This window comes from Rhodococcoides kyotonense (assembly GCF_001645385.1).
Lineage (GTDB): Bacteria > Actinomycetota > Actinomycetes > Mycobacteriales > Mycobacteriaceae > Rhodococcoides > Rhodococcoides kyotonensis_B.
Map to the genome: position 1 here is coordinate 118600 of NZ_LVHI01000037.1, position 22874 is coordinate 141473.

The following is a 22874-nucleotide window of genomic DNA, read 5'->3' on the forward strand; positions in this document are numbered from 1 at the left end:
CAATGCCGAGCAACACCGAATGTGACGGTTTCGATTTCCTGGGTTGGAGCATCCGCGCCGCCTCTATCCGCGGCATTGTCCACCGCCAATTCTCCGACCCACGTCAGGACGCATACGCCGTCCGGTACTCGGAGGCCGCCGATCGAATAGTCCTGGCCGTATGTGATGGCGTCGGCAGCGCGCAGTTGTCGCACAAGGCTGCTCGATGTGTTGCAGATCGGCTCTCTGGCTTAGCTCTGACGTCAGGATTGCTCCCGGACATCGACTGGGTCGAGCTCTTCTTCCGAGCTTCCGACGAGGTAGTCGACATCGCTGCCGCAGTCTCGCGTGACGTCGAGACTGCGGCAGACGCTCGACGGATCATGGCCACTACAGCGCACGTAGTCGTCATCGACGGCCTCGCCGCCTCGGGTCCCTGGCATGGGGTGAGTGCCAGCGTTGGCGACTCGACCGCGTGGAAGGCCACGTCGGTCGAAGGGCCTTCCTTCGACGCCTGGGAGCAGATAGCCAAGCCCACATCGGCGGAGGAAGCTGAGTTTGCCGGGAACGCGACGTCGTCGATCCCACTGATCGACGCCGCAGGAATCGCAGTTCAGCCCATCGATGTGGATCCCAATGGTCTCCTGATCGTCTGCAGCGACGGTGTAAGTGATGCGTTCGTCGGTGGCGTCGGCCAAGTCCCACTAGCTCTCGGTGAGGTGTGGGCGTCGCCTCCGAGCGCACTGAACTTCGCGGCGCACGTAGGTTACGGAAGGCGGACGCAGACCGACGATCGGACGTGCATCGCCCTGTGGTCGCCAACATGACGCTCGCTCACCCGCGCTGGCAGGTTGTGACCGACCCTCTGCAAAGTTGCATATCCGTGATCGCGGTCATGCCACTCCTGGCCGGTGTCGCACTCGCATCTCTGATCTGGACGCCGCTCGGCTACGTCGTTGCCTTGTACTTTGTCTTCAGTTTCAAGACCGTGCTGCGCTCGACACGAGCGGTGTTCGTAGGATTGGCGCGAGAAGAGTCAAGCGTTATCGCTGGCTGGACGATTTCCGCCATTGCGGTGGCCGGCATTCTTCTCTCGGTTCCCGTCACTGCAGCGTTCTTACGTGGAGACCTCGACGCGATGGCTGCGCCCGCCCAAGCGTCCGTCGAATCAGGAGTTGACAACCCAATCGGCGAGCTGCCAGCAGCGATATACGGACCATCTTCGGGCATTCCGGACTACTCGATATGCCAAGTAGTGCAGCGGTTCGTCGGAATCGAGCCGACGCACTTTTGCTACACCGGCATTGGGTATGCGCGGCTCTGGCAGATGCCCATTGCCCTGACCACTCTGATCTCGATCACTCTTCTCTATGCGCTGTTTCCTGTCGCGATCGCGTGGCACGTCCGCAGACGACCCCAGCGCACATCCCCTCTTGGTTCGCGTTTCTCGAAGGAAAACCCATGAAGCTCAAGTACTTTCTCGCCCGACTGGCGGGCGCTCGCATCGATGTGCTCGAAAAATTGCCGGGGGCGCTGCCGAAGCAATCTGCGATGGGTGCCGTCCTGTTGACCACCGCGGGCTTTGCTGCGATTTCCGCTGGATACGCCCTGTCCATCACGGGAATCGCGTCAGGTATCTTCGCGGTGCTCGGTGGGCTGGTGTGGGGCATCGCGATTCTCAACCTCGACCGGCTTCTAGTGATCGGGTTGGCGAAGGAAACCGGGTGGAAGCGCAACCTGAGCCTTGCCGCGCCTCGAATCGTCTTGGCCGTCATTCTCGGCGTTGTGATTTCCACTCCGTTGATGCTGCGAGTGTTCGACAGTGAGATAGCCGCGCAGATGAACCGCAATATCCTCACCGCGCAGGAGGACCTGCGTGAGTCGATCAACAACTCGACGATTCGGCAAGACCTCAACGCCGACATCGAAGAGCTCAACCGGCTGCGAGCGCTGATCAATGCCGGTCCGACGGCGGACGTCAGCCAGAACCCCGAAGTTCTCTTGGCTCAGCAAGCAATCGACGATCTCGAAGCCAAAGCTGCTACTCAGAAGGCCGAGTACGACCAGCTTCGCGCAGCTGCGGTTGCGGAAGAAGAGGGCAGTGCAGGCACCATGATTCGAGGGTGCGCCGCGCTGTGCATCGAGAAGCGAAGGCTTGCTGACGAATCCGAGGCTCGCTGGCAGGACACTTTGAATCAGGTGCGCGACAAAGAGAACGAGATGGCCGCGATCGTCTCCAAGGTACAAGTCAACGCGCTCGACAGCAGCGAACGGGCGATTGCCGACGCTGAAGCCGTGGTGCCGGGCCTGCAAGAACAGGTCGATCAGCTCACCGAGCAAGTGAACAGCGCTCAAGATACGAGCCGTGAACTCGAGCAAGCCAACGCGGGCATCATCGCGAGACTGAAAGCGTTGAGCGATGTTTCGGGCAACGACGCGACTGCTGCGATGGCTCGCTACGCAGTGGCCCTGTTGTTCATGGCGATGGAATTGCTCCCCGTCATCTTCAAGATCGTGTCGAATTTGGGCAGCCGGACCGCATACGACACCGTGGTAGACAGTCACGAGGCGGCCGAGGTCGAACGGGCAACCCAGTCGGTGACTCTTGCGGATGAGAAGGCCAAGTTGCGGCGCAGCTCGGAACAGGTCGCAGAGCAAGACCGGACCGATAAACAGCAGGAGCTTATGCTGCGCATCAATGCATCGGTCGCCGAGCATCAAGCAGCAGTCGTAGAGGAGGCCCTGAGCCGTTGGTCCGACCACGCGAAGCGCGTGTCGGACGACCGACTCGATCAATGGGCCGACGAGATGGAACGCAGCTACAACCCTGGGCGCGCACCGGTGCATGGCTCGAATGGTGGGTTTCAGCAGCATGCCGACTACGGGTATCCGGGGCCGGCACCTGCAACGACCATGACCAAAAGGGTCAACAACCTCAACCCGCCCAGTGATCTGTAACGCGAGGCTGTGATGACCGTTCAATTCTTCGACTTCGATGTCGAGACGCCTGACCAGATCCCTCTCCGCGTTTACTTGATCGATCAGAATCCTCCCGAGCCACGCACACACAGCTCCACTTCGCTGTTGCAGTCCCTCGGCGATCGGTTCGCTGCCAGCCCTAGGCTGGACGGTTTGCTTCGCGTCGAGGTCGTCGCAGTGGATTCCAACCACACTCAACACGTTCTGTTCGACAGCGTTCAGACCCCGACAATCGAACTACTTAGGCCTGCAGAAGTACTCGCGGGACGCTTCCGGCGACCGGCGACCGACCTTACGCGCCGCGTGGAGGACGGATTGTCCGTTGTCGTGCTGCCGGGTGAGCTGGTCGATGCAGATCTTGCGAAGCGAACTTCGACGGTCAACGATGTACAGCCGCGTTTGGTATGGATCGAAGGGGCGGATAGCAGCGTAGAACTGGCACCCACTCACAGTGCCTGGTCAGCTTCACGGACGGTTGCCGATACAGTGGCGTCCCATGTCCTCGAGTCCGTTGTCGGAAACTTCGTTGCAACCGTTGTCGAAGCGTCCAAGTACACCGCTGCGGAATGGGCTGCGTCGTCGGAAGTAAGTTCACTTGTCGACGGTATGTCCTATGTTGTTGCGTAAAACCCTGCAGCAGAAAGAAATTCGATGCGCTAGGTGCGGTAAGGCTGTATCGGGTACCTACCAGTACGTCTGGGAGGACTCCTTCTGCTCCGGTTGCGCAGGAGAATCTCGCAGCAGTTGTTCGTCGTGCGGTGACCTGACGTTCTCTCATGGCAAACTGTCGTCCAAGTCAAGTCCGGATGGCCGGAGCTGGTGCAGGCTCTGCTCCACTTCGATTGTCGGACTTGATGTGAGTGCAGGCACCGCATTGTCGACTTTTCGAACAGCGCTGTCGTCGACCGGTTTGAGGTTCGGCGTCAAAGGGCTCGCAGTGGATCTCGTCCCGCTCAGTCGGCCGGAACACGGGTTGTCGGACACCATCATGGGGATGACCCATAGCTCGTTCGACGGGGCGCGGTGGGACCACCGTGTCAAGATCAGCAAGTACGTTCCCGAGTTCTTGTTCGGCGCTGTCCTCGCTCATGAGTTGGGCCACGTCTGGATCGCAAATTCTCGATTCGAGATTGCTCCAACTCATGAGCAGTCAGAGGGTATATGCGAGCTGTTTGCGCATATCTGGCTCCTGGCATCGGGTTTCGATGCGCAGACCGAGCGATGGGTCGCCCAGACGGTCAAACGAAGAGACGCATATGGCAAAGGGTACCGCTGGGCTGCATCCGCCTTCGGTGTGCACCGCAGTCCTTCAGTGCAAGCGAATATCGCCGACCACTTCGGCGCGAAAGGTCGGAACAAGCCTCGATGACTGTCGAAAAAGCATTGCTGACGATCGAAAGCACCTTGGGTGAAGGTGGTTTCGGCACGGTCTACCTGGTCAAGACGTCGTCGGGATCGAATCGGTTCGCCTACAAACAGTTCAAGAAAGTCTCCGCGGACGAGCTCGCGAATCTCGATATGCTCGTGGCGTTCCGGAAGAAGCTGTCTGCACCGGAGAAGGCCGAACTCGACTCATTTGCTGCGTGGCCACTCGAGCTCGTCACCAGCAAAGGGGCGACTGTCGGATATCTGATGGAGGTTCTGTCCGACCGCTTCATCGAGCAGTCGATCGTTCAGACGTCAGGAACCGGAAGCAGCCCACGTTCGCTCGACTGGCTTGCGAAGCCGGAACATGCGGCACGTAACGGCGCTTCGCTGGTTGTACCCGAAGACGACATCGCGACCCGAACTATGTTCGCCGCCAAGCTCGTCTACGCGTTCAATTTTCTGCACAAACGCGGCATCGTGTTCGGCGACGTGAGCCTCCGGAACATTCTCCACGCTGACGGCCCAGCCGAAATCAAGCTCATCGACCTCGACTCGGTGCGAATCGAAAACCAGTCGCCGAACTTTCGCCAGCCCCACTCGACTGGGATGTTGCCCAAGGAGTGTCGCGAAGGCCAGAAGGAACAAACTATCGCGACCGACATGTTCAAGGTTGCGTACGTCGTGTTCTCGATTTTGGCGTCCGTGGTTCAGATTTCGAACAGCTCAGGGATCGAGAACAAAGTCGACGACGCGGGCATGACACTGTTCGGTCGAGCGCTCAATGGAAAGGCGACTGAGCGCCCTTCCGCGGCGGAGTGGTATCGGTATTTGTACGACCGTGTCGCGGCGCTGATGAACCCGCCAGAGCTTTCGAGCTTCACGGCCACGCCCCGTTATCAACTTCGTGGTGAGCCGATTCAACTCGCTTGGGAAGTCGAGGGACACCGCAGTTTGAAGCTCGAGATGCCCTCGGGGGAAGTCCGCGATCTCGGTGGAAGCGCTTCGAATACGCTGGAGGTTCTCGTCGACGCCAGCGGGAAATACCGGTTGACAGCAGAGAACGACAACGGGACTGTCACGGCAACGACGGCAACAGTACGAGTGTTCGATGTACCTCACGTGAGATACGTTGACGTACCGGTATTCAAATCCGTGCATCACTGTTCGCTCGGTGTCAGTGACGCCGACATGCGCGTAATGACTGATGCCGGAACGGGATTCGATTGGGTGGACACGATGATGCCAACCACGCTGCCCGCTCCGCCTCTGCCCTTCGATCTCGTGGGCGACGTTGTAACACCGGCATTCGGACACGACGTTGTCGACTGGTCGGGCCTCTCGCAGATGGTCGACGACGCCTTCCGTCCGCCGAGGACACCGGGACCCGTTGAAAAGTGGGTCCGAGGTCTTCGACGGCGACGTGTCAGAGAGTAGTGGCAGTTACGACGACTGCAATGCCTTTTTCTGTTCGAGAGCCAATCGATCGATCTCGGCGTCCGCCGCAACGAGGGCTTTCGGGCCCAATCCCTTCTCGAGCATGAACGACAGCAGTCGGCTGACGGTGTATTGGCCCGCACGAAGCGTTTCGAGAGCCGGAGTCTTCGGGTCACTGTAAACCGACAGTCGGTTGATGCGCGCAGACAGCTGAGTCTCGAGGTCGGTGATTTGATACCACAGCATTTCGTCGTGGGGTAGGCCCAGCTCTTTTCTTGCATGCTCGACCGCGACACGTAGTACGAGGGTGTTGGAGTCGTTGACCGGTTGGGCTGGGCCACTTCCTGCAGTTGCTGCAGAAGTGGTTACAGCGGCGCCGGTGCCGGCAAGCCCACCGAGCATGGCCAGTCCGCCGACCATTCCTCCCGGCCCGAGAGCGGCGAGCCCGCCTGTCAAGGCTGCTGCCCCGGCTACACCCGCGGGAGCCGCGACGGCGAGGCCGACCGGCCCCGCGGCGACAATTGCGACGCCAGCTGCGGCAGTGAGGACCCGTCCCCACGGGAAGCCGCCCTTCTTACTGATGTGGCTTTGCACGTCCTCGATCGCATTGCCGATTTTTGTTCCTGTCGACCGCTGAAAGCCCAACTCGACCGACATGTCCGCGAGCGCGTCTTTCGGCGCTCGATCGACGTTGATCTCATACGGTTCGACGAGGTTTGTCATGGCAAGCACTACGAGTTCGGCGACTGCCTCGTGTAACTCCCAGCGATGGGGGAGTCGGGGCAAGGTTCCGCGCGCAAGCTCGTACATCTTCGGCGCCACAACAGTATTCGACGCACGCGCTACGGATTCGATCTCTGCGACCACTTCATCCTGCTGCGCGCTGAGGGCGTCTGCGTAGCGCGCAGCGGCGTTCTTGTCCTTGATGTGTCTTTGGACTGCGTAGCCGAAATGAAGTGACAGAAGGATTGAAGCTTCTTTGTCGCCGAGCCGGACGGCGATCCCCGACTCGCGGATCGCGACAGCCTTCGTCGGGTAGAGAACGTCGGCAATCACTCCCGCGACGGACGGGTGGCTCAAGTGCCTCCCGGCTCCATGCTGACCACCGATGTCGATGCAGAAATCCTGGGCGCCGGGGAAGGTGGACGCGAGTCCGCGACCGCCGGTAACAACGTCCTATGTGTCGTAGAAGTTCGTCCAGTCGTCGACTCGGTCGTACGGAAACTTCTTGAGGAGTCGCTCGCTGTTCTCGTGCAGTGGACGCGAACTCGCGGGACTTCCAATGGTGACGAAACGACGGACGTGGAGGCCTTCGTGAAGGTTGTCCAGCAAGTCGATCGCGACGACACTGCCCAGGCTGTGACCGATGAGGATAATGTCGCCGGTAGCAGGGAGGTGGTCGAGGATGTGCTGCAGGATGGCTCCTCGCGTGCCCTCGTGTTGCATGTAGCGCTTGACTTGCGGAAGGTCGTACCAGGAAACCGAATTGATCGCAGCGGCTTGTAGAACGGACAACGGAACATCGGGTATGCGATCGAAGCCGAACGACCGGACACCGGACTCCTGACCGAGCTTGCGTTGAACTTTCGCCTGGCGACGTTCGAATCCACGTCGACCCGCCGACTCGTCCTTCGGCTTGTATGTGACGGGCGGAAGCTTCGCGGAGACACCCTCGATGTTGAGGATTGACCGGTAGCGAGGTGCGATGACCCGGTCCGAATCGATAGTGGAGTGGCCGGCCTGCGTCAGACCCTGGTTGAGCCCGTCGAGCCAGGCCATCTTGGGATCGCCATCGCCGATGCCATGGAGGAAAACAACTCTCATCTACGCCGCCCTTTTTCTACCTCTGACACGAGACCGCTCGGTTTCTGAAACCACTGTGCACTATTTGTCCGACATGGTTGTCCATGGGATGGGCAGTCGGAGACTCGTGTTCATTCGAACGAATGAACACGAGCGGGAAATCGCCTGGACACCGGAATCGCTCGCCGATTTCTCTTCGTCTTGCAAAACATGTGTCCGACTCAACCGATACATTGTCGGCAGGGACGAAGACGTCGTCCTGTGGCTTGGGTACTTGGAGTGGGCGTTGGCTAGTCGAGAACACGATGCAGAGCTCAAGGGGCGCGTCAAGCGCTTGATGCAGTTCCTTCGGGAGATCGTGAAGTCTCGCACCAGCCCCGTACTACGGGTGCAAGAACACGCTCAGGTCGAATGGCTGTTTCGTGACGACCGCGTCACGCAGATCGATGCGTCGGTGGAGCAAGGTGGAATCGCTGTCCGCGCGCCGCGCGTCAGCCTCGACGATCCTCCGGCAGTGCCGGCAGCTCTTTCCGGCTGGTTGAACCCAGCCGATGTCGCGAACAATCGAACAGCGCCGATCGCGCTCGCCGACGAGGGCCCCGTTGTCGGATACGGCACGGTGCTTCGGGATTCCGTCGAGGCTGCGTCCGTCCGTCGCGAGTTCGCCGCGTGGTCGACTCAGTGGCAAGCGTGGGCCGCGTCCGACCGGGTGCGCAGACCGCAGGCCGAGCTTCATATGGCACTTCAGATGATGATGCAGGAGCTTGCTGCTCGCCCGGAGTCCATCGAGCTTGTACTGGCGTCGGGACTGCTCACTCTGAGTGGAGCAGACCCGAAAGAAGCTGTCCGAACGCACCTCGTCACGCAAAGCGCAAGCGTGGAACGAGAGGAAGCGACCGGCGACCTCGTGGTCAAGCTGACGCCGCTGAGTTCACCACGACTCGAAGACACTCAGTTACTCACAGGCCGTGAGGAATTCGATTCATCCGGGTCGCTAGGGCTGCAAGAACTTCTGCGGGAGCATGCGACGTCTCCCTTGAGCGTGGGCATTCTCCAGTTCCTGAAGGAGTGGGCGCCTCGCGCGCTCGGCCAGACGATCGACGTGAACGAGCTTGTCGAGCAACCTGCGTCGACAGCGAACCGGACCCTCACTCCGTCGCCCGCTTTGATTCTCCGTAAGCGCGGGGCATTCGCGTTGGTCGATTACTACGAGAAGATGATCGCCGACGTGGATGGCGACGACTCGCCGGTTCCGCTCGGTCTGGCACAGCTGGTCGAAGCCATCGAGCCTGACGACCGACTCGACTGGCTCGAGCGACTGGGTGCAGCTGCGTCGTCGACGCTTGCGGATGATCCGCTGTTCCCACTACCGGCCAACGCGGAACAGTCGCAAATTCTGGAACGCTTGGGCAGGGACAGCGGTGTTGTCGTCGAGGGCCCGCCGGGGACCGGCAAGACCCACACCATTGCGAACCTGGTGTCGGCTCTGCTCGCTCGTGGGCAACGAGTCCTCGTCACCAGTGAGAAGTCGCAAGCGCTCAGGGTTTTGCGTGACAAGCTGCCTGAAGAGATGCAAGAACTCTGTGTCTCGATCACCGACCTGGCGCGCGGCGGATCGCATGAGCTGAACAAGAGCGTCGCCACGATTGCCGAACGCAAGTCGTCCTTCAACGAGCGGACCGAAGAGCAGCGAATCAACGACCTTGCTGCTCGACGCCAGAAGGCGCGGCAGACTCGTTCGACGGTCCTCGAACGCATCAGGTCACTTCGCGAAGCAGAAACGTACCAGCACCCGCCCGTAGCAGTCGGGTATGCGGGCACGACCGCGGCGATCGTCAAAGAAGTCAAGGCGCACGAGGACGAATTCGCTTGGCTCCCAGGGCCGCTGCTCGTGAACGAGCCACCCCTCACGGGTAGTGAAATCGACGAGTTGCGTGGGTTGATCAGGTCTGCATCGCCAACCCAGGTGGACCGGCCTGCTCGCCTGCTTCCGTCTACCGACAGTCTTCTGCCTGACCGGCAGGCTCTGGAGAAGCTGTTCGCAAGGGTCAATACCGAGGTTGCGACGGACGGCGCGGAGTCTGCCCAGCTCATTCAAAGTTTGAGCGGCGTCGACCCGATTACTGCCCAGCGAGTGCGTGAGCTGTGTGAGTCGTTGAGCGGACGCGTCGACGACGTCCGTCAGCTGGCGCCGCATTTCCAACAGCTTGCTGACGGCGTGATGTCCGGCGACTCCGATTATCTCTGGGCACGGGTCTCGAATCTCCCGGTGATTCTCGATGCAGCCGTACGTGCGGATTCGTTTGTAGCGCATCGCGATATCCACTGTTCGGACACTTCAGCGCAAGCGCTCGGGATCCTCGACAACTTGGCGTCGGCACTCGAATCCGGCACCGAGTGGAAGCCGGGCCGATTTTTCAAGAGTGATCAGCAGAAAGCCTTCGAACAGTCTGGAATCGTTGCGACCGTCGACGGGGCACCCGCCACGAATGCTGCGACGGTTCGAGCGGTCGCGGAACATGCGAGAACTCTCGATGCAATCCGCGCTGCCGCACTGCTTCTCGCTGATCTGCAGATACCAGTGGTCACGGATGGCTCGCGTGGATTCCAGGTCAACGCCCTGCAATCCACCATGCGGGCATTAAAACAACTGCGCGCAGTCGTCGCTGCGCGAGACGAACTCGTCGATCAGCTAAGGACGATCTCACCGACACACCCTCGCGTGCGGTCACTGGCCGAAGCGTCGTCGATAGCGGGTGCTGCCGGCGCAATCGCGACGCGAGCAGACGTCGAGGATGCGCGGGCAGAACTTGACACACTCGTGCGGGCAGTGGCCTTCGAGTTCGACCGCGCGCCGTCACCCGAAGGCGACGCCCTCGTCCGGGCATTGCAGGCGGCCGACACAGACGTACTGGCAACTGCAGTCGATCTGTACGTCTTGGCGTGCACCGAAACAGCGAATCAGCTTCGACTCACCGAGCTCGAATCGACGCTGGCGAAATCTGCACCAGCCCTCGCGAGACTCGTCCGCAGCACTGCGGGGGACGAGCAGTGGGACGGTATCGGTTTCGGACTCGACAAGGCATGGGCGTGGCGTCGTGCGCAAGAATGGGTAGTCGATCAGCACCGAACAGGCCGAGAGCAGGAACTCGACGCAGAGCTGAACGCAATCGACGCCGACATCGCCCAGCTGACCTCTCAGCTTGCAGCGGCGAGCGCGTGGCGGGATTCGCTGAAGCGAATGACAGCAAGCGAAGTCCAGGCGTTGCAGACGTACCGCGACCACATCGCAAATCTCGGCATGGGAACCGGAAAGTACGCCGAAAAGTACAGCAGTGCAGCACGTTCGGCAATGCTCGACGCGCAGAGTGCAGTGCCGGCATGGGTGATGCCGCTGCAACAGGTCCTCGATTCTATTCCTGCGAAGCCGAACACGTTCGATGTTGTCATCGTCGACGAAGCCAGCCAGGCCGACATCACCAGTTTGTTCTTGCTGTGGTTGGCTCCCCGCGTGATCGTGGTCGGCGACGACAAGCAGTGCACGCCAAGCGAAGTATCCAGCGGCGCGCTCGACGCGATCTTCGAACGTCTCGACCTCTATCTGCACGACCTTCCTGAGCACGTACGGACGACTCTGACGCCGAGATCGAGTCTGTTTTCTATGCTGCGCACCAGGTTTGGACAGGTCGTTCGGCTACGCGAGCACTTCCGGTGCATGCCCGAGATCATCAACTGGTCGAGCAACCAGTTTTACCGCGACTCCCCGTTGATTCCGGTGCGTCAATTCGGTGCGGATCGTCTCCCGCCTCTGGCTCACACCTACGTCGAAGGCGCCTTCAAAGTCGGGAAGAGCGCCACACTGCGGAACGAGGCCGAGGCGGAGGCGCTCGTCGGCCAGATGATCGAATGCTTCGACGACCCTGCCTACGAGGGCAAGACCTTCGGTGTTGTCGTGCTGCAGGGGCAGGCGCAAGCCGACGTCATTCAGAATCTGCTGTTGCAGAGAATCAGCACCGAGGTCTGGGAGGAGCGACGGCTGCGGGTCGGTACTCCGCCAGACTTCCAGGGCGACGAGCGGCATGTCGTCATGTTGTCGATGGTTGTTGCGCCGGAACAGAACTTCGCATCATTGACGAAGAACGAGTTTCAGCGGCGGTTCAATGTCGCGGCGTCACGTGCCCAGGACCAGTTGTGGCTCTTTCACTCCGTGACACCCGACCGGCTGAAGTCGACCGACCTTCGCAAATCCCTTTTGACCTACGTCAGCTCGACGTCCCCGGCCCCAGCGGCGGCTATGCCGGAGAACGTCAGCCGGGACGTCCGCCAAGCCCCATTCGACAGCCTCTTCGAGCAGCGTGTGTTCAACGACATCGTCGCTCGCGGTTATCACGTGAATCCACAGGTCGAGGTCAACAACCGCCGACTCGATCTGGTCGTCACCGGTGGCGCTTCACGGCTGGCCGTCGAATGTGACGGTGATGCTTGGCATTCGACGCCTGACCAGGTTCGAGCCGACCTGGAACGAGAACAGGAAATCAAGCGGGTCGGATGGACGTTCTGGCGCGTCCGTGAGTCCGAGTATTACCTCGATCAAACGGCTGCGCTTGCTTCCCTGTGGGACACGCTCGATCAACTGGGGATCTCGCCGTATACCGTTGCCGCACCGGTAGCAGGTGAGCCGCAATCGACGTGGGCTCCGGTTGCGTTGACCGCAGACGAATCGATCGCGGAAGAGGTTGCAGAGGAAGAAGCACTCTCTCTCGCACCTGTGGCGGTGCCGGTCGACGTAAACCGGGCTGTGTTCGAACGCGCAGCCGCTGCGAGTCCCCGAACCGTAGTCCAGAGGGCATCCCGTACAACGCGGACCGCCGAGCCCGCGGCGCAGCCTATGCAGAACGAGGACCGTGTACCAGCGGTTGATCTGAGGTCGGCAGTTCTGCGGTCGCTCGATTCGGCAAGTGCAACACAGACTGATCTCGAGCAAGCTCTGCGTCTATCACCAGGAGCGCTCGACGACCTGCTGAATGAACTGGTGCTGACTGGACGTGCTCAGGCTCAATCGACCGGTAGTGCTGTGCGATACACGCTGCGTTCGTCCACGACGGAAGCCAAAAAGCCGACGGCGAAGACAAGTACCCCAGCACCCGAGCCGAAGCGCACTGTCGTCTCGCGAAAGGACATTCGACAGGAACTGCTCGACAGGGCTCAGAAGTCGCAAGTATCGGCAACCGAAGTTGCCGACCATCTCGGTGTGGACAAAGTCATCGTCCGCGGTGTCGGTCGAGGCCTTGTCGTTGAGGGCTTGCTCGAGCAGCAAGGCGACAGCTACGGGATAGTGCGTCCCGCATCCGAAGAAATCGCTGTTGCAGAGCCGAGCAGCGCAGGGCCGCGGATATCTACTGCGCCGGAGGTTCCGAAGCCGAATAACGCTGTCGCGAAGCAGCTTCTGGTCGCAGCAGCGTGGGACTCGGGTCAGAAGCTCAACATCGCGAGGGCCTGCCGCGTGACCGGCTACAGCCCCGCTGAAGTTCAGTCGGTACTCGAAGAGCTGGAGCAGGAGCAGAAGCTCGTTCGGCAGACGGATGGGACCGCGTCGGTGTGGGTGAAGAACCGGCACCGATGAGCGCGACGCGAACAGTGCGACCGCTGCGGCAGTGGCAGGCCGAGGCGCTCATGCAGTGGCAGAGGAACGGTCGGCGCGGAATCATCGAGGCGGTCCGCGGAGCGGGGAAGGACGAGGTCGGTATCACCGCGATCTCGTCCGCGGTCGAGCAGGGGAGTAGCGCACTCGTTCTCGTACGGGATGCGGATGCGGTCGCCCGGTGGAAGCGAGCCATCGAGAGTGCGGTGCCGAAGGCTCGAGTGCACGTCGTCGGAGCAGCGTCGGATGGTCACGCGAATGTGACTGTTGCGAAGGCCGATTCGATCAACCACCTGTTTCCTGGTAGCAGGCGAGTCGCTGACTTGCTGATTGTCGACGATGCACATATGTTGCGGGAGTCGGTTGTCGCGAGTCTCGTGGCCTGTCAGTTTCGACAGACGTTGGGTTTGGCGCGCTACGGTGTCGGCTCGATCTCCTCGTCGCTGGCCCGAGCGCTGGGTGATGCCTTCGTCGCGTGTGACTACCCCCGCGCACAACGGGACGGACACCTTGCGCCGTACCGAGTCCTACTGGTTGGCGTCCCGTTCAAGGCAGAGGAAGCCAAGCGCTACAGCAAGCACGACGACGCCGCGAAACGCGCTCGTGCGGAACTGGCCCGCCGGTATCGGTGCAGACTCAACAGCGAGGACAACTTCGAACTGGATGTCCTACGGCTGGCAGACGGCCCGTCGTCCGACGCCGGAACTCAGACGGCGAGAAGGTATCTCACATCGGTGAGTGAGCGGCGCGACTCGTTGGACGAATGCATTGGAAAGACATTCGCGCTGAGGGAAATTGCGCATCGTGTCCAGCCTGCCGGACACACATTGGTGTTCACCGAATCGAAAGGGTTTGCCAGCAGGTGCGCAGAGGCGTTGTTGGAAGAGGGTCTTCTGGCTGCACCTTTCTCGCTCGACCTGGAAGCCGGAGATCGGCGCGAGCTCCAGACGACGTTCGACCGCGGAGTAATGAGCGTGCTTACCATGCCATCACACCTCGACGCGATGACTGACATCCCTGACGCGTCGACGGCCGTGCTCGTAGCGTCGAGCCGTAGTCGGCGTTCGATGTTGCACCGGATGGGCCGCGTCGTCGGCAGTCTGGGGCCAACGACACCGACGCAGGTTGTCGTGCTGTACATGGAGGACACGGTCGAAGATCCGAAGGCAGGTGGCCGAGGAACCTACCTGGACGAGCTGACATCATCGGCTACCGAGGTGGTCACGAGAGATGTTCTAGGCGCGGTCGCGCAGCTTGCCGAATGGCTACAGGCTCAACCCGCACGTAGGTCCGTCGAAGCGGGCGTGCGCGACGATCGGTCGTTGGAGGAGCTCGCGTTCCGGATGGTCGACGACGGACCGTCGACTGAGTCCGACAGGGGCGACCGAGGATCGGAAGAGATCCGAGAGTTGCTGCGGCGCGCGGAAGCAACCCCGACTATGGACGAGCTCGACGCAGTACTGCGCAGCCTTGCCGTTCTCGAGGAGCGTGAGGTGGAGATCGTCATTGCCCGCTACGGACTCGACGGCGATCCTCCTCGCACGTACCCGCAGATTGCTGCACGTGTGGGCGTAACGGCGGGACGGGTTAGTCAGGTAGATAAGAATGCAATCCAGAAGCTTCGCCTGGGGAATAGGAACTTCCAGCAATGACCTCGCAATCCGAGATCGAGATGACCGAGAAGTCTGATGTGTCAAAGACAATGGCGCTGTTCGACAAAGCCCTGGTGGCAGCGAACAAGTTGGTGGATGCGCGCGTGGACCGGCTCTACGAACGTCACCCTGAAGCCACCGCCGACCAGCTGGTCAAGAAACTGGAAACGACGTTTCTTTCGTCTGTGACAGCCACTGGAGCGGCAACCGGCGGAGCAGCAGCAGTTCCGGGTGTGGGCACCGCTGCAGCGCTAGCAATGACTGGTGGAGACGTGTCGTGGTTCATGACCGCTGCGTCGGGTCACATTCTCTCTGTCCTGAAGATACATGGAGTAGGAATAAGAGATCTGGAGCATCAGAAGGCGATTGTGCTTACGGTGCTCGTTGGTGGGGGCGGGTCGACCTTTGCCGGAAAAGCTGCTGGTCGCACGGGATCCCACCTGGGAACATTGCTCGCGAAGAATGTTCCGCTGTCGACCATCCGGTCAATCAATCGGGTACTTGGGGTCAACTTCGTAACCAAGTTCGGCACCCGCCAGGGGATCTTGGTTCTCGGTCGTGCAGCGCCATTCGGCATTGGTGCCGCGATCGGCGCGGGTGGCAATCTGTTCTTCGGTCAGGGAGTCATCAAAGCTACCCGAAAAGCGGCCGACGTCGCGCGGACACTGTAGATCGACCATTGCCACAGAAAGGAACGCTCGTGTCGGATATAGCGTGGCTGGATACCTCGCCTGACGAGGAGCGGCGGATGCGAGAACTCGTCAAGCTGTTCTCCGATTCGGGGACGCTAGATGACATTGGCATCGGTCAAATTCGAGATACTCTCTCAGACACACTTTTTCCGGCCACCTCCACCGTGCATACACGGGCGAAGTACTTCCTGTTTGTGCCCTGGATCTACGCGGAAGCCACGAAGAAACATTCGGGAACCATGGCCCGCACTAAAGCGCGGGACGCGGAGCGTAGATTCATCGAAACAATGCGAAAAGCCGATCACACCAACGGATTGATCGGGCGAGTCGCGGGTGCCAGCGTCAACACGTTGCCGTCGAATCTGTATTGGGCGGCGCTAAAGAGGCTTGGCATCCGACTCGATGGTCCGCAGAGCTCGACGTGGAACATAAGCCTCGATGCTCCAGTCGGGTTCCCTTCGCGCGTCGACTCTGGTTTCGATCTGAGTCACTCCGAGGCGAGCTGGCTTCAGGAACGAATCCTGACTGCGGCACCGACCTCATACTTGGCGCACTTGGTGCGAGATGGGCTGGACGATGATGTAACTGCAATTGCAAGGCCGTGGGACCACCCAGCACTGCACAAGGCTCCCGACGAGTTGCGTCGACTGGTGGAGCACGCGCGGTTGTTCTCCCTCACTATCAACGGCGCGGGGCTGCTGTACAACTTGTTGTTGGCTGAGAAGCACGAGCAAACCGTCACACCCGGCGACGTGAGTCGCGTCGAGCAGTACCGTGAGGCGTTGGATGACTGGGCAAACGAATTGTCGGCCGAGGCGCGTGTGGTCGGAGAATGGGATGTCTCCGCGTTTTGGGCTGGGGTTAATGCTGGTCGAAACACTCCAATTCCGCTGCCCACGAGGATGTTTGTCGATTCTTGGCTCACCGCCGTGCGGTCGGGTGCAGCGTACGACCCAGCACGGTCGAAGGATCTCCGCGGGTTGATCGCCGACCGTGAGAGAGCCAACAAGGGCGAGCAATCTCGGCTCAACAATGCCCGGCTGCTGAAGGAATGGTCCGGGGCTTCGGGCGCCGGCCGTCTGATCTACCGGTGGTCTACCGTGCAGACGCTGGTGGGCGACATCAAGGAGGGTCTCGATCGTGCTGCCGCCTGATAGTAGGGTCACCCTGCTGGACCGTCTCGAGCCGCCGCAGGGGCACGTCGTATCGCATGTTGTCGGTACGACCTACACTTTGGATCTCGACAGCGCGCTACTGCCGTCCCTGGCCCTTTCACGCAGTGCCTCTGCGGCGTCGGCGGACCCCTTGGAAACCATTGCCGCCGTCCAAGCAAGCATCGACAAGATCGATGTGTTCCATCAGCGTGGGATGATCGCAGTACCTACCAACCGCTCACGTCTTCACACCTTGTTGGAACCCGCGCTCCACGCAGTTCAGCATTCCCCGAAGTATCTGTTCCACCCCAAGTTGTGGGTGGCGCGGTACGAGTCGGAGGCGACCGGAGAGATTGTCTTTCGACTATTGGTCCTGAGCCGCAACCTTTCTCGATCACGGTCATGGGACGTCGCTATCACGCTCGACGGGGTTCTCGAGAACGGTCCGAGTGCCAAGAACAAGCCCATCGTCGACCTGCTGCGATACCTCACGACCTCGGTTCAGCCGAACCTCGAGGAGAACCGCGCGGTGCGCATTGCCGCCCTAGCAGAGGAGCTCCGAAGGGTCCGCTGGGATCTACCCACAGGCGCAACCGATCTGACGTTTCATGTCTTCGGCGTCCGGGGTTCGCGGGCTCCCGAGCCGGACTTCTCCGGCTACAAGCACCTCGTGGTGTCGCCGTTTCTCACAGACGGCGGTCTGACAGCTTTGGCAGAGTACGCCCGAGGGCCAGTGTCGGTCGTGTCGCGTCAGGAATCGTTCGACGCATTGTCCGATGACATGGTTCCATGGATAACCGATCCGTTCGTGCTATCGCCGACTGCTGGCATTCCCGCAGACGATCAAGAGTCCACAGGTGGTCCCACCCTGGCGGGTCTGCATGCCAAATTGTTCTGCGTCGAACGAGACCGAAGAGCACACCTTTTCATCGGGTCGGCGAATGCCACGGACAATGCGTTCGGTGGGAACATCGAGGTCTTGGTCGAGCTGGCTGGTAAGACAGGGATTTTCGGAGTTGACGCGCTTCTCGGCAAGGGGGGATTCGGGTCGATCCTGCAGTTGACGACCATCGAATCCGTCAACGAACCGAGCGACGATCCGCAGTTTGCACTCGACCAACAGCTTCGACAGTTGATTTTCTCGATACAGCTGAGGGCCGAACTGAGCGGGGACGAAGACAACTACGCTCTTCACGTCACCAGTGCGGAATCGATCTCGATCGCACAAGGATTGTCGCTGACAATCTCGCTTCTTTCGGACAAGGCCACGTCGGCGGCAGTGGACTCCACCGGTGCGATCGACTGTAACTTCGCTGGTTTGAGGCTGTCGGACGTGACGGCGTTTTTCGTGCTGACCGTCAGCGACGAAGACGGACGTCGAAGCTCGGCCGTGTTGATGGCGGAGCTGATCAACGACGTCGATGCCCGTATGAGCTCGATCGTGACGAGCGAGATCAGCACACCAGACGCATTCCGCCGCTTCCTCGCCCTCTTGCTGGCCTTCGGGGCGCCAAGCGTCGCTGTCGACAGTGATGGTGACGAGGCCGGCGAATTCGATGCGAGCGGCCGCTGGAACGTGTTGGAGAACGGGCTCTTCGAACAGATGCTCAGAGTGTCGACGTCGAACGAGCAAGTCTTGGAGCATTTGGCCGGTGTAGTGACAAGCATCATCAGTCAAGATGACCCGAACGGTGTTCTGCCAGAGGGGTTCCGAGAGCTGTGGTCGGCCGTCTACCACGCAGTCGAGGAAGGTATGGCAATCAATGGCTGATATGGAACGATTCGACGCGGAACCCCATCTGTCCCAGTTACGTCCGTTTCAGCGGGCAACGGTCGATCACGTGTCCGATGTGCTCTACGGACAAAAATCCGGCACCCGATTCCTCGTTGCTGACGAGACGGGGTTGGGTAAAACTATGGTCGCACGGGGCGTAGTGGCGCGGGCGATCGAAGCGTTGCAGAACGAGCCGGACGTCGAGCGGATCGACGTCATCTACATCTGTTCGAATACGGATGTCGCGAGACAGAATATTCAACGTCTCGACATCCTCGGCAATAAAGTGACGATGTCGACGCGGTTGAGCCTGTTGGCGACGTCCACCGAAGCGTTGAAATCAGCGCCGGGAATTGCGGGTAAACCGATCAACCTTGTGTCGCTCACGCCTAAGACGTCCTTCGCTGACAAGGGATGGCGGTCCGGTACCGCGCGAGAACGCGCTCTGCTTTTCGTTATTTTGGCCGACCACCTGCAGCTCACGGGTGCGATGAAGACCGCGGCGTATCGGGTACTGCAGGGCACTGTGTCGAGCCTCGACAGATTCAAGCAACGCGTCGCCGATCTGGAATTTTCGCTGGGAGCATCGCCGGGCAAAGCCGTCTTGATGTTGGACGAGGACATCGTCTCGACATTCCTGCGTCAAGTCTCGGAGCCAGGACCGGACGGCAGCACAGTGCTAGAGAGCTTTCACGACCTGGTCGATAGGACTGCGGGCAAACCGGCGGTGCCAGGTGGGTATGCCGCGTCGGCAGCGGTGATCGGTGATCTCAGGAGGGTGCTGTCGCGTGCCGGTGTCGAGGCACTCGAACCGGACCTCGTCATCCTCGACGAGTTTCAGCGATTTACAGAGCTTCTCGACGTCGACAGTCCTGTGAGCGAGCTCGCGCACGACCTGTTCAACTATCGCCACGCGAAGGTATTGCTCCTCTCTGCGACGCCCTACAAACCGATCGACGACGGGTCTGACGGTGACGGGACCCATCAGTCCCAGTTCCTCGGGGTGCTCGATTTCCTGGCGCAGGGAACCAGTGGTGAGGGCTCCCGTGTGATAGCGAAGCTGCTGGAAGAGTACCGGCAAGCGGTGAAGAACCGCCAAGAGCCGGGAGAGCTGCGGGACCGAATTCGCACGGAGCTTTTGACGTTGATGTGCCGAACGGAAAGACCTCCGCGTCTCAACGAGTCGATGGTCGAGGAGCGGCGAACCGCATCTCCGCCGATCTCTGCGGCAGCCGTGCAGCAGTACAAGACTTTCGCTGAGCTCGCGCAGAGGGTGGATGCCAGGTTCTCGATGGACGTCTGGAAATCGGTTCCGGAGCTCGCGCACTTCCTGGACAGCTACCAGCTCGGTCGTCGTGTCGCGGAGAAGATCGGTGACAAGGACGTTCGGGAGTTGGTGGAGTCGCTGGATCGGCTCGATCCCACTGTCGTCGACGACTTTCAGCCGATGACTGTGTCGAATCCGCGTCTCGAGGTTCTCATGGACCAGACGACGGGTCAGGACTGGCAGAAGCTGCTGTGGTTGCCCGCGTCCCTCCCATATCTGAAGCCAGCAGGGCCGTACGCGGATGAGAGGGCGTCTCGAGTAACCAAGAAGCTTGTGTTCTCTCAGTGGACGGCAACCCCGACCGCGGTCGCGTCCCTGCTGAGCCACGACGCAAGTCGCAGAATCGCGCGGTCAGGAGTCGAGACCGGACGCGCTGTTACCGCTTCACACGAGAATGTGTCGCAACGATTGCAGTTTCGTCGCCGAGGTGACCAGCTGACTGCAATGGCTGGTTTCCTGCCGTTTTTCCCGATGCCGGGCCTGGCAGACATGGCTGACCCGCTGCGTCGTGCCGGCGCTGCGGGACGTCCGTTCGACCCAGAGTTTGCAGTGTCACGTATCGCGGCAGAACTGTCCTCCAGCCTTCCGCCGGGTGCTCGAGAGACAGGGGCCAGCGAGGTCGCCTCCTTGGTCTGGCAATGGCCGCTCGCACTCAGCGACTCCAAGCTGGATGAGGCGCTCAGCGGCAAGGTCGCAAAACTGAGCGCAGCCGACGCCATTGCCGGGCGTGGGGCTGATACGGGCGTCGAGAGTGATGACGACAGATCCGATCAGTCGACTGTCATCGATGAGTACGTGCAGGCGGCGGTCGAAGCTCATCGACGGCGCGATTCGCTGGATCTCTCGCGAATCCCGGCCGAACTGACGACTTTAACCGCTCGTCTAGCCATGCACTCACCTGCGAACTGCGCGTGGCGCGCGTTTGGACGGTTATCAGTTGACACGTCGCGTGTGACGGTCGGTGGGCAGTGGCGAGCTGCAGCGATTCTGGCCTCCGGGCTGCGGACTCTGTTCAACAGATGGGAGTCCGCGCTGATTCTCGACCACTTGTACGCGGAAGAATCCTCCTACTGGCAGCGGGTCCTGCGGTACTGCGCCGATGGCAACCTTCAGGCGGTGCTCGACGAGCACCTCTTCCATCTCGTTCAGGTGGAAGGCAATAGCGATTTCGACGATGAGAAGCTCATTGCCTTCGCCTGGCATGCAGCGAGTGTGCTCAAGCTGAAGCCCGCCGTCTACAAGGCGAAGGATCCGCTGCAGAAGGGTAACGACATCGACTTCTCGTGCCGCTTCGCGCTGCGGTACGGCGACGCGCGGCAAGAGGAGGAGTCGGCGCGGCCCGGCGAGATACGCGAAGCCTTCAATTCGCCGTTCTGGCCGTTTGTGCTGGTGTCCACGAGCGTTGGCCAGGAGGGGATCGACTTTCACCCTTGGTGCCACAACCTGGTCCACTGGAATGTGCCAGGCAGTCCGGTCGATTTCGAGCAGCGAGACGGCCGCGTCAACAGGTTCCGTGGGCACGCTGTTCGACGAAACATCGCAGATAGGCATAGTTCAGCGATGTTGGCGGCGGACAACCCGTGGCGCGAGGCGTACCGGTTGGCGGCGCAGGATGCTCCGAACGCCGAGATCGCCGGTCTGGCTCCGGACTGGATCTACCCAGGGCCACACAAGGTCGTTCGCGACGTGTTGCCTTATCAACTGAGCGTGGATACGAACAGACTCAACAGGACTCGGGAGCGGGTAGCACTGTACCGACTGACGTTCGGGCAGCCGAGGCAAGGGGACCTGCTCGAATTATTGCAGTCGTCCGGGGTTACTGATGAACAGGCGGATTCGTGGCGTATTGACCTCAGGCCGTGAGGACCGTAGTGCGTAAGTGCGGAGAGCCGAGTATTCACAGGAGGAATGAATAGTGGTGGACGGCACCGAAGGTATCGACAATGGCAGTGTTCGCGCGGAAATAGCCGCCTTATTGGAACGAGACGAGACCAGACTGGGTGACGTCTACAAACTCACCCGCGAGAACAAGTCGCCAGCGGAAATAGCTGAAGCGCTTGGCGTAGCTACGAGCGGGTTCGTGTCCAACTATCGCGCGATACTGTCAGCGCTGCTGGACGGTGAGATGCCGTCGAGTACAACCATCGCTGGCCAAATCGCGAGCCGTGTCCGCACTTGGTTGAAACGGACTGAACTCTCGGCAGAAGCGCAACAGTATCTCGACGATCTACAAAGCCGGCTGCAGTTGCGTTCTGAGGACTCGGTCGCCAGATCGATCGAGGACGAGAACGCCCGCAACCAGACGGATGTTGTTGAGCGTCAAAATATTCCAGGGATATACGTGTACACGCTCCCGCATTACCTGCGTTATCCGTTCGATGTCGATTCTGGTCGAACGCTCCTGAAGGTCGGTCGATCGGAGCGAGACACGTTCGCGCGGGTATCTGGCCAAACGAGGATCACGGCGCTCCCCGAGGATCCGATACTCCTTCGGGTGTATCAGGTCGACCCCGGGCAATCCGCTGAGGTAGAGAAGGACTTTCATGGTTGGCTCGACGACGCCAACCATGATCGAAGTCGATCTCTTCGCGGCGGAACCGAGTGGTTCCTTACGTCGACTCGATTTCTGGATCGCATTGCGCGTACGCGGTCACTCACGCAGATTGTTGTCAATGACTATGAGGCGGGCGACTTGTAGATGAGCAGCTAAAATTCGAAAGCCCTTCGCTTAGTGAATTCCTCCATGCCGTCAGCATTTTTTGTGAATTCCGGAGTTATCCGCGATTTTCAGTTCGACGGTAGATAGTCTGCTTGTATCTGTAGAAATACGCGAACTATCCGACTCGTTGGGCGGCTGGACCGAGAGGCGGAGTTGCAATAAGGCGACTGCGAATGTGACACAGCTCGGATGGTTGGGCGTATGACGAAGATCCAGAAACTTCGTTATGGCGTGCCTGTCGAGCGTCCAGCCAGGGTCGCACGTAGCATAGACTCCTTCAGATCGATCCGCCGGCTCGACTAGATTGAGAGGTGCACGTGGCAGGGGCATGGATCCTCCCTGTTAGCGCCGT

General features: G+C 60.4%; 15 protein-coding genes. 13 read left to right on the forward strand and 2 right to left on the reverse strand.

All coding sequences use genetic code 11. From position 1 onward, the window contains the following. Window positions 1-2 precede the first annotated feature (2 nt). The 6 genes from A3K89_RS21360 to A3K89_RS21385 all read left to right on the forward strand — a co-directional run bounded on the left by A3K89_RS21360 (window position 3) and on the right by A3K89_RS21385 (window position 5760). The gene (locus A3K89_RS21360; protein WP_157105405.1) at window positions 3-806 is read left to right on the forward strand and encodes a protein phosphatase 2C domain-containing protein; all 804 of its coding nucleotides are present in this window, start codon (window positions 3-5) and stop codon (window positions 804-806) included. Beyond that, a complete protein-coding gene (locus tag A3K89_RS26065; RefSeq protein ID WP_167674342.1) occupies window positions 803-1444 on the forward strand; it encodes a hypothetical protein in 642 nt (213 codons plus the stop codon). Before A3K89_RS21360 ends, A3K89_RS26065 begins: the two co-directional genes overlap by 4 nt. After that, a complete protein-coding gene (locus A3K89_RS21370; protein WP_068430369.1) occupies window positions 1441-2937 on the forward strand; it encodes a DUF4407 domain-containing protein in 1497 nt (498 codons plus the stop codon). The genes A3K89_RS26065 and A3K89_RS21370 overlap by 4 nt, the downstream gene beginning before the upstream one ends. Window positions 2938-2949: 12 nt before the next feature. Continuing rightward, complete coding sequence (locus tag A3K89_RS21375) at window positions 2950-3585, forward strand: hypothetical protein (protein WP_068430374.1); 636 nt, start codon at window positions 2950-2952, stop codon at window positions 3583-3585. Window positions 3586-3814: 229 nt separating this feature from the next. Continuing rightward, window positions 3815-4327, forward strand: coding sequence for a protein DA1 (locus A3K89_RS25585; RefSeq protein ID WP_167674344.1), 513 nt, complete (start codon window positions 3815-3817; stop codon window positions 4325-4327). Window positions 4328-4341: 14 nt separating this feature from the next. Continuing rightward, window positions 4342-5760 carry a protein kinase family protein gene (locus tag A3K89_RS21385; protein WP_167674346.1) on the forward strand — a complete coding sequence of 473 codons (1419 nt, stop codon included), beginning with the start codon at window positions 4342-4344 and terminating at the stop codon, window positions 5758-5760. A 6-nt stretch (window positions 5761-5766) separates the two neighbouring features. On the opposite strand, the gene A3K89_RS26490 is transcribed toward A3K89_RS21385, so the two are convergent. Further along, on the reverse strand, window positions 5767-6840 hold the full coding sequence (locus A3K89_RS26490) for a hypothetical protein (protein ID WP_068430383.1): 1074 nt from the start codon (window positions 6838-6840) through the stop codon (window positions 5767-5769). Window positions 6841-6936: 96 nt separating this feature from the next. Then, a complete protein-coding gene (locus A3K89_RS26495) occupies window positions 6937-7584 on the reverse strand; it encodes a PGAP1-like alpha/beta domain-containing protein (RefSeq protein ID WP_254303619.1) in 648 nt (215 codons plus the stop codon). A gap of 265 nt (window positions 7585-7849) precedes the next feature. Here A3K89_RS26495 and A3K89_RS21400 point away from each other — a divergent pair, with 265 nt between their 5' ends. Genes A3K89_RS21400 through A3K89_RS21430 form a run of 7 tightly spaced genes read left to right on the forward strand, consistent with a single transcriptional unit; the run spans window position 7850 to window position 22501 of the window. After that, complete coding sequence (locus A3K89_RS21400; RefSeq protein ID WP_084423966.1) at window positions 7850-13186, forward strand: AAA domain-containing protein; 5337 nt, start codon at window positions 7850-7852, stop codon at window positions 13184-13186. After that, window positions 13183-14856 carry a sigma factor-like helix-turn-helix DNA-binding protein gene (locus A3K89_RS21405; RefSeq protein ID WP_157105406.1) on the forward strand — a complete coding sequence of 558 codons (1674 nt, stop codon included), beginning with the start codon at window positions 13183-13185 and terminating at the stop codon, window positions 14854-14856. Before A3K89_RS21400 ends, A3K89_RS21405 begins: the two co-directional genes overlap by 4 nt. Further along, window positions 14853-15527 carry a hypothetical protein gene (locus A3K89_RS21410; RefSeq protein WP_068430391.1) on the forward strand — a complete coding sequence of 225 codons (675 nt, stop codon included), beginning with the start codon at window positions 14853-14855 and terminating at the stop codon, window positions 15525-15527. Before A3K89_RS21405 ends, A3K89_RS21410 begins: the two co-directional genes overlap by 4 nt. Before the next feature lie 29 nt (window positions 15528-15556). Next, window positions 15557-16702 carry a DUF6361 family protein gene (locus A3K89_RS21415; protein ID WP_068430394.1) on the forward strand — a complete coding sequence of 382 codons (1146 nt, stop codon included), beginning with the start codon at window positions 15557-15559 and terminating at the stop codon, window positions 16700-16702. Beyond that, window positions 16689-18473, forward strand: coding sequence for a phospholipase D family protein (locus A3K89_RS21420; RefSeq protein WP_068430397.1), 1785 nt, complete (start codon window positions 16689-16691; stop codon window positions 18471-18473). The genes A3K89_RS21415 and A3K89_RS21420 overlap by 14 nt, the downstream gene beginning before the upstream one ends. Beyond that, the gene (locus A3K89_RS21425; protein ID WP_068430400.1) at window positions 18466-21666 is read left to right on the forward strand and encodes a helicase-related protein; all 3201 of its coding nucleotides are present in this window, start codon (window positions 18466-18468) and stop codon (window positions 21664-21666) included. Before A3K89_RS21420 ends, A3K89_RS21425 begins: the two co-directional genes overlap by 8 nt. Before the next feature lie 55 nt (window positions 21667-21721). Next, the gene (locus tag A3K89_RS21430; protein ID WP_068430402.1) at window positions 21722-22501 is read left to right on the forward strand and encodes a GIY-YIG nuclease family protein; all 780 of its coding nucleotides are present in this window, start codon (window positions 21722-21724) and stop codon (window positions 22499-22501) included. Window positions 22502-22874 lie beyond the last annotated feature (373 nt).